Source organism: Bacteroides sp. (assembly GCA_036351255.1).
Taxonomy (GTDB): domain Bacteria; phylum Bacteroidota; class Bacteroidia; order Bacteroidales; family UBA7960; genus UBA7960.
The window spans coordinates 22,154-29,823 of the sequence record JAZBOS010000058.1; the positions used below are offsets into that span (position 1 = coordinate 22,154).

8 protein-coding genes are annotated in these 7,670 nt (G+C 50.4%); 7 read left to right on the plus strand and 1 reads right to left on the minus strand.

Features of this window, described 5'->3' with window-relative positions:
• Positions 1-116: 116 nt before the first annotated feature.
• From V2I46_05685 to V2I46_05705, 5 genes are all read left to right on the plus strand, one after another.
• Positions 117-1,022: a DUF362 domain-containing protein gene (locus tag V2I46_05685; GenBank protein ID MEE4176983.1), complete on the plus strand. Its 906-nt coding sequence runs from the start codon at positions 117-119 to the stop codon at positions 1,020-1,022.
• On the plus strand, positions 1,015-1,872 hold the full coding sequence (locus V2I46_05690; GenBank protein ID MEE4176984.1) for a DUF6599 family protein: 858 nt from the start codon (positions 1,015-1,017) through the stop codon (positions 1,870-1,872). The genes V2I46_05685 and V2I46_05690 overlap by 8 nt, the downstream gene beginning before the upstream one ends.
• A gap of 253 nt (positions 1,873-2,125) precedes the next feature.
• On the plus strand, positions 2,126-3,220 hold the full coding sequence (locus V2I46_05695) for a hypothetical protein (GenBank protein MEE4176985.1): 1,095 nt from the start codon (positions 2,126-2,128) through the stop codon (positions 3,218-3,220).
• 72 nt (positions 3,221-3,292) lie between these two features.
• A complete protein-coding gene (locus tag V2I46_05700) occupies positions 3,293-4,393 on the plus strand; it encodes a glycosyltransferase (protein MEE4176986.1) in 1,101 nt (366 codons plus the stop codon).
• Positions 4,394-4,399: 6 nt separating this feature from the next.
• Positions 4,400-5,446 (plus strand): CDP-glycerol glycerophosphotransferase family protein, encoded by a 1,047-nt coding sequence (locus tag V2I46_05705; protein ID MEE4176987.1) that lies wholly within the window; start codon positions 4,400-4,402, stop codon positions 5,444-5,446.
• 68 nt (positions 5,447-5,514) lie between these two features.
• On the opposite strand, the gene V2I46_05710 is transcribed toward V2I46_05705, so the two are convergent.
• Complete coding sequence (locus tag V2I46_05710; GenBank protein ID MEE4176988.1) at positions 5,515-5,952, minus strand: hypothetical protein; 438 nt, start codon at positions 5,950-5,952, stop codon at positions 5,515-5,517.
• 185 nt (positions 5,953-6,137) lie between these two features.
• Between V2I46_05710 and V2I46_05715 the strand changes: the two genes are divergently transcribed.
• Complete coding sequence (locus V2I46_05715) at positions 6,138-6,731, plus strand: sugar O-acetyltransferase (GenBank protein ID MEE4176989.1); 594 nt, start codon at positions 6,138-6,140, stop codon at positions 6,729-6,731.
• A 142-nt stretch (positions 6,732-6,873) separates the two neighbouring features.
• Positions 6,874-7,670 (plus strand): SDR family NAD(P)-dependent oxidoreductase (locus V2I46_05720; GenBank protein ID MEE4176990.1); only part of this gene is annotated, 797 nt, incomplete at its 3' end.

Here is a 7,670-nt window from a genome sequence, read left to right on the forward strand (position 1 = left end):
AAACGGATTAGAATCAACTGACACCTGGGATTTTTTTTCGGATTTTTCATGACAATTGCATGCAATGTCATTTAATACTATATTTGCAGGCAACCATTTATAAAACTTTCTGCACTATGAAAATGAGATTTTTTTTACTTGCTTTGTGGATCCTGCCCTTGGGTTTGGCCCGTGCGCAGACCCCCGACATTGCCTCGGTCAAGGGCAATGATGTTTTTGAACAAACCATCCAGGCGGTGGAGTTATTGGGTGGTATGGATCGTTTTGTGAAACCGGGCAATGCAGTAGGCATCCTGGTCAATTCCGATTTCCGCAACAGGGGAGCTTACGTCGATCCAGAGGTGGTGATCGCCACCATCAAGATGGCCTTCGATGCCGGCGCCACCGACATCGTGTTTCTGCAACCCATCAAACCCGATTACTGGACGCGGACCCCACTGGAACCTGAGTACCGGGAAATGATCGCACGTACCCGTGAGATCAAGGAAAATCAATTTCCTGCTGTCTTCAGCGAGGATGTTTTTGTCAAAGTACCCAAGGTGGAGGGCGCTGTCAGTGTAAAGGATCTTGAGCTGGTCAAGGAACTCTTTGAAGTGGATGTGTTCATCAACATCCCCATTGCCAAACATCATGCCACCACCATCCTGACCAACAGCATGAAGAACCTGATGGGCCTTAACACCCGGGCATCCAACGTGAAGTTCCATCTCGATGGTCCCTCACGCAACGACCCTGAGTTTCTGGCCCAGTGCATTGCTGACCTGTACCTGGTACGTCCCCCTGATCTGATTATCTCCGATGTCACTTATTGCTTTGTGACCAATGGCCCCAACGGCCCCGGCGATGTTGTCAGCCCTCTGAAGGTGGTCACTGGCACTGACCCTGTTGCCGTCGATACCTATTGCGCACAGCAGATCGGCTTCCTGCCTGAGGATGTCCTGACCATTCAGAAAGGTTACGAAATCGGACTGGGCGAAAAAGACCTTTCAAAACTATCAATCCTGGAGGTAAACAATGAGTAGATCAAAGCTTTCCTTGCTGTTAATGCTTCTGGCTTTTAGCTTGCTTGCAACCCCCGCTTTTGGCCAAACCGCCATGGACCTGCTGCCGGGTAATAACTGGCTCCCCGGATGGAAACAGAGCTATGAGGTACAGGCATATGAGGGCGACGACCTGTTCTTCCTGATCAATGGCGGGGCCGATCTCTTTCTTGAATATGGCTTCAGGGATGTGGCGGCCGTCGAGTTGCAGCACCCCACCGATGGAAAGCTCTATATCGAGGTCTATCATATGGCCAGCGACAGTGCGGCCTTCGGGATGTTCAGCCTGCGCAAGGGCAGCCTTAAGATTGAAGTAAACCCCGGCCCCTGGGTGGTGTATGGCGATGACTACCTGCACCTCTGGCAAGGCCCTTTCTATGTATCGGTCTCCGCAACAGGTCTCAGCAATAAAACCAAACTGAAGGCCTTCGCCAGTTTGGTGACCCGTATGCAGGAATGGGCCCCGGTCCAATCCCATTTACCCAGCCTGTATACTGAATATCGTAATGAGGAAATGCTCAGCGCTACCTATATACTTGGACCCCTGGCCCTCAACAATGTTTACCATTTCGGATCAGCAGATATTTTGAAGGTTACTGAGGCCCTGGCTGTTGAAGAAAAATTTCACCGTAATATCATTCTAAACTATCCTGATGAGATGACCGCCAAAAAAGTATTCTTTGATTTTATCGAACATATGCAAAATAGTGGGCGGTTTAGCAATTACAGGGAGGAGGGTGAACAATATCTGGCAGAGGACCGACTCGAAAACACGTTCATCGCTAATCTGAATGAAAATAAGATAATCCTGGTCTTGCTGAAACAGGAATAATTATTTCCTTTTAAGCCCTTCAGCTGTAAATCTTAGGTTTACTTTGAAGGGTTTTTATGCTTATTTTAATATTCTATGGCTTCAATTTGCCATTAGTATTGCTATTTTTGTAAAGGGATAATCAGTTGTAGGGGTATCTTGTTGCAGAACAGCACAATGCGCCTGGTAACTGACTGGCTTCCCCAGGGATTTCTTCCTGTTTCCCGGATCCTTTGTAACAGGCATCAGGAGTTTTTTATTTGTCATCCGAACCATGAAACGTGACCTTGTCATCTTAACCAGCCGCAATAAGTTTTTCGGACAAACCCGCAAGCCTTGGTCTAGCCTCGATGTGGATAAAATAGCCGCTATCCTCACCCAGAAAGGCTGGCAGGTTGAACTGCACGATTTTCACCAGGTGGTTAACAGTCCTGTCGAACTAAAAAACAGGACCATCTTCTATGCCTTTTCGCAAAAGGAAAACTACCGGCAGTATATCAACGATATTATCTACCACCTCTCAAAAGAAAACCGGGTCATCCCTTCCTGCGACCTGTTGAAATGCCACGAAAACAAAGGCTACCAGGAGATTTACAAAAAGGCTGTTGGGCTTTCCGGATTGTCAGGGCTCTATTTTTCTTCCGGGGAGGAAGTGGATCCAAATAGCCTAAAGTACCCTTTGGTGCTCAAAACCACCGAGGGCACCAACGGCAAGGGCGTTTTTCTTATCAGGGATGCAGGCGATTTGATGAAGCACTTCAAACGCCTGAAGAACCGCCTTGGAATAGGAAAAAAGATTGACCTGTTGCGCAGGAAATATTTCCGGAAGAAGAAATTCAAGGAATACCCCCATTATTCCGACCGTCAGGATTACATGGAATACCGGGAATACCTCAAGGTAGAAAAGAACTTTGTCCTTCAGGAGTTCGTCCCGGGCCTCGATTTCGACTACCGGGTGCTTACAGCCGGTAATCGCTATTATGTAATGAAGCGTTCAGTTAACAAGGGGGACTTCCGTGCCAGCGGGACCAAGAAATTCAGCTTCAATAAAGAGCCCGACCCGGCATTGCTTGATTTTGCCCGCTCCGTCTACCAGAAATTAGATACCCCCTTTCTTTCGCTCGACATCCTCTTCAATGGGAAAGATTTTTTTCTGGTCGAATTCCAGGCCTTGCATTTTGGTATGAGTGTAGTGGCCAAATCCGAGGGCTTTTTCAGCGCTCTCCCCGATAAGCCCTGGACGTTTGTGGAGGAGAAACCCCATCTTGAAAACCTCTTTGCCCAGACACTGATGGACTATCTTGACATGCCCGTGCTCGAGGATGATGCCCAGGCTTTGGAAACTTCCGGGAAGGACAAGATCGATTAGCACTTCAAAACATTTTGTTACTTTTATCCCTTCCGGGAAATTGTGGTTTTTCCCGGGACTTAATTTCAGGTGATGCGCATACTGTTTATCAGGGTCATAGGCAAAAAGAAATTCGGCGGGGGCGAGCGTTGGGTGGTCAACACGGCCATTGCTCTCCGTGACCGGGGGCATCAGGTTACCGTAGCCGGTCGCAAAGGGGGTATCCTCCTGTGGGAGGCTGCCGCCAAAGAATTGGATGTCCTGCCGTTCCACCTCAATGCCCTGAACCGTCTGCTCAAAACCATTCAGCTTGCTGGGTTTATGCGTAAGCAGAAGGTCGATGTCGTGATTTGTATGAGCCGCGAACTCTCCGTGGCCGGACTGGCTGCCCGCTTTGGCGGGAAGCCCGCCGTGGTGCGCAGGGCCAGCTCACCCCCTTCCAAAAACAGCTGGAAGATCAGGCTGCGGGCACGCCTCTTTGTGGATGGGGTGGTGACCAATACCGCTACCATCCGCGATGCTTATGAAAAAATGGGGCTGGCAGAAGATGACTTTATCAAGGTCATCTACAATGGCGTCCTGATCGATGACCAGACTCCTGCTTACGACTTCTCCAAAGAATTTCCTGGACGCACCATCGCCCTTTGTGTTGGCAGGGCAGTGGCCGATAAAGGGTATTTTTACCTGGTCGATGCCTTGCCGGCCATTCAAAAGGCATGCCCCGAATTGCTGTTTTATGTCATTGGCGATGGAAAGGACCTTGACAGGCTCCGGCAATATGCCAAAGAGAAAGGGGTGGAGCATTCCATCCATTTTGCCGGATATATTCACCAGCCTGTTTCCTATTACAAGGCCTGCGATCTGTTTGTCCATCCTTCCCTCTACGAAGGGATGCCCAATGCCCCGATGGAAGCCATGGCTTATGGCAAACCGGTTATCATGACCCGCGTCGATGGAGCTGAAGAACTCAGCCAGGGTGGCCGCCACGCAGTCCTCATTCCTCCTGCAGATGCGGATGCCATCTCCAGGGAAGTAATACATGCAATGCAGCAACCTGACAAGATGCATTCGATGGGTGAAGCGGCCAAAACATTCGTCAGAGAGCAATTCGGCCGTGAGGCCCGCATAACTGAGCTGGAGCAATTCATTTTGGAGCGCCTTGAAAAGAAAAGAAGGCAGAAAAAACAAGCATAGATCCCTATGGTGGTGACCGGAATCCTGTTGAAATTTCCCTACTGGCTGGGGTGGCAGCTGAGGCGGTTGATGCGTGGACCCGGCAAGGTAGCTTTTTACCTGGATTCGGAACACGATCATGCGGTCATCGAACACATTCTGCCCCATCTCAATTTTCCTTTTGACCTGGTGGCCCGCAACCTGAAGGTGGCATCTGCCCTGAGGAAAAGAGGCATTGCAGTAAAAACCTGGCCAGTATTTCCCCCCGCGGTCATTATGGCCCGCCACGCCCTTCACAGGTTCCCGATCAAAGCGGTCAGGAAAGCCGGGCTGAAACATGGGCCCCATTTCTTCAAGAAAATGATCAGGGCGGAGAAATTCAATGCCTTCGACCTGTTTATCTTCATCTCGGAGAACGAGGTCGGAACCGCCAAAAAAAACGGAGTTAGGGTTGGTGTAGCGGGGGGATACCCCCGCCTCGATGCTTTCTCCCATCCCAAAACCATTGCATTGAGTGAAAAGATCCTTAAGCAGCCCGGTTTTGATTCCAGTAAAAAGACCCTATTGTTTACCGCTACCTGGGATCAGTCGGGGATGAGCGCGGTCGACCGCTGGATCGATGAGCTTCAGGGTCTTAAAGAGCGGTTTAACCTTCTGGTTAGTCTTCATCCTATGATGTCTGAAGAGCAGTTGCGAAAAGCCAAAGCGGTTCCCGGGATCTTCCTTGCCAGCCCTGAAGACTTGCCTGCCTGTATGCTTGCCGCCGATTTTCTTATCGGGGATACCAGTTCTGTTCTGGCCGAATTCTGTGCCCTCGATAAACCCATCATCACCTTCAGGGTTGATACCGGACGACGGCTCTCTTCAGAAATTCGTCAGATGATCAGCGAAATCTCCCTGCAGATCGATAAACTGGAAGAACTCGATCAGGCCATCCTCCGATACCAGGAAAACCCTCAACTGAAGCAGTCAGAAAGACAGCGCTGGAACAAAATCTTTTTTGATAACCCCAGCGGTTCTCACGGAAAAAAGGTCGCTGCCATCTTGAATCAATGGGTCCAGACCGCCGTTTAAGCTTTTCCCCCTGGGCGCTTCTGTTCCGCAACCTCCATTTTCCGGTTAACCCGGCCCGCTTTCCTGGTTTACCGGGCCCGGCTTTCGCAGAATCCTTCGAGGGCTGTTTTGATGAGGCCCAGCTTTTCCTCCCTCCCGAAGGAAAAAGTCTTGCCCTTCTGGTTGCAGTGTTCCAGGACAAGCAGGGCTTTATGGAGGCAGGCCTTTTGGAGGGCCCCGGTTTCGCGCTGACTCAGCTCATAAAACAAATCTGCCAGTAATTCCAGGTTCTCTGGGATAAGTCCTTTTGTTTCCTCCAGGTAAGCCTTTGAATCTGCTTCATTCATCGCTTTAAATTGCTGGAGATTAAATCCGGCATCTTTCAAAAGCATCTCGCTGGCAAAATCGAAGCGGCTTTCCATGGCCAGGGGTGCCCCGGTGTCCTTGCCGGTGAGTTTCATCAGGATGCCCCGCAGGGCAATCCCAATCTTTTCTATTTCCCTGAGCAGATAGTCTTTTTGTTCCATAATTTTGGGCCTGCAATGGGGGGTTGGGGTTACAACCTTAAAAATAGACTTTTTTAAAGGATTTTGGAAAGACCTCAAATGTTTTTACATTGCAGATACAGGAGTCTCCAGGAAATTTATTCTGCTTTCAGCAGAATAAAAAATGAAATGGAGAGATTCTTTCTTAAACCAAAAAAGGGAAATAGATGCGCACAGAAAAGGAAAAAATGCTTACGGGCAAATTATACAATGCCATGGATGCCGAACTCAGCCGCGACAGGCTTTGTGCCCGTCAGCTGGTCTATGCCTTCAATACACAGCCTCCTGACCAGTGGCATCAGAGGCCGAGGCTGCTGCGCGAACTCCTGGGTAAGGCAGGTCAGGACCTCACCATCGAGCCCCCTTTCCATTGCGACTATGGCTACAACATCCACATCGGCGATTTCTTCTTCGCCAATTTCAACCTGGTGATCCTCGACTGTGCACCCGTCCATATCGGCCATCACGTCTTCGTTGGACCCGGTGTAGGGATCTATACTGCCACCCATCCCTTGCTGTCCTCCGAAAGGAGCGCCGGGCTTGAGTATGCCCTGCCTGTAAAAATTGGCGACCACGTATGGATTGGCGGGCAGGTGGTCATCAATCCGGGTGTAAATATCGGCGATCACGCAGTTATCGGGTCAGGGAGTGTGGTTACCCGCGACATTCCAGCAGGCGTATTGGCCGCTGGTAACCCTTGCCGGGTGATCAGGCCCATTGGTCCGGAAGATGCAAGGATGGGAAAAGATGAAAGCCTTTGACCCATGGTTTTAAAAAACACGGTCTTATTCTAATACCCCGGAAGCCCCGATGAAACATCCATTATTTTCGTCGCCGACCCGCTCAAAAAGTCTTTGGTTAAAATAAATCTTGGCCTATCTTTGAAGGCTCAAAAAGGATGGTATGAGTGATTTCAAAAACCGGGTGGTATGGATTACCGGATCCTCTTCGGGCATAGGGGAAGCCCTGGCCACAGAGGTGGCGCTACAGGGGCCTTCCGTATTATTGCTATCGGCGCCCGCAGCCTTTCTTCCCGAACTGGAAGAAGTGGCCGGACGATGCCGGCAGTCCGGGGTAACAACCCACACCATACCCTTTGACCTTGCCAACAGCAAAGAGATCTACCAGGCTTATGAAAAAGCAAAGGAGATCTCGCCTGTCATTGATATGGTGTTCCACAACGGGGGCATCAGCCAGCGATCGCTGGTGGAGGAGACCCCCCTGGACATCGACCGCAAGCTTTTTGAAGTGAATTTCTGGGGAGCGGTCGAGCTCACCAAATTGGTTTTGCCCGGCATGCTCGAACAGGGCAGGGGCCACTTTGCCATTTCGGCCAGCATCGCCGGATTATTTGGCTTCCGCTACCGCTCGGCTTATGCAGCCTCCAAGCACGCCCTTTGCGGCTATTTTGAGTCGCTGCGAACCGAAACCCACGACCGCGGGATCAAGGTCACCCTGCTCTTTCCCGGAAGGGTCAATACCAATATCTCGCTGCATGCCCTGACCCGCGATGGCAGTCCACACGGCATCAAGGATCCTGGCCAAAGCGGTGGCATCAGCGCTCAAACATGCTCCCGTCAGATTGTCAGGGCTGTGAAGAAAAACAAAAAGAACGCCTACATCGGGGGCAAGGAATTGCTTATGGTGTATTTCAAACGATACATCCCCCCGGTTTTTTACTATCTGGTCAACAAGGTGAA

Bases quoted from the DNA above. Each gene is read 5' to 3' on its own strand.
- V2I46_05685 (MEE4176983.1), top strand. From the start codon at position 117: ATGAAAATGAGATTTTTTTTACTTGCTTTGTGGATCCTGCCCTTGGGT.
- V2I46_05690 (MEE4176984.1), top strand. From the start codon at position 1,015: ATGAGTAGATCAAAGCTTTCCTTGCTGTTAATGCTTCTGGCTTTTAGC.
- V2I46_05695 (MEE4176985.1), top strand. From the start codon at position 2,126: ATGAAACGTGACCTTGTCATCTTAACCAGCCGCAATAAGTTTTTCGGA.
- V2I46_05700 (MEE4176986.1), top strand. From the start codon at position 3,293: ATGCGCATACTGTTTATCAGGGTCATAGGCAAAAAGAAATTCGGCGGG.
- V2I46_05705 (MEE4176987.1), top strand. From the start codon at position 4,400: ATGGTGGTGACCGGAATCCTGTTGAAATTTCCCTACTGGCTGGGGTGG.
- V2I46_05710 (MEE4176988.1), bottom strand. From the start codon at position 5,952: ATGGAACAAAAAGACTATCTGCTCAGGGAAATAGAAAAGATTGGGATT.
- V2I46_05715 (MEE4176989.1), top strand. From the start codon at position 6,138: ATGCGCACAGAAAAGGAAAAAATGCTTACGGGCAAATTATACAATGCC.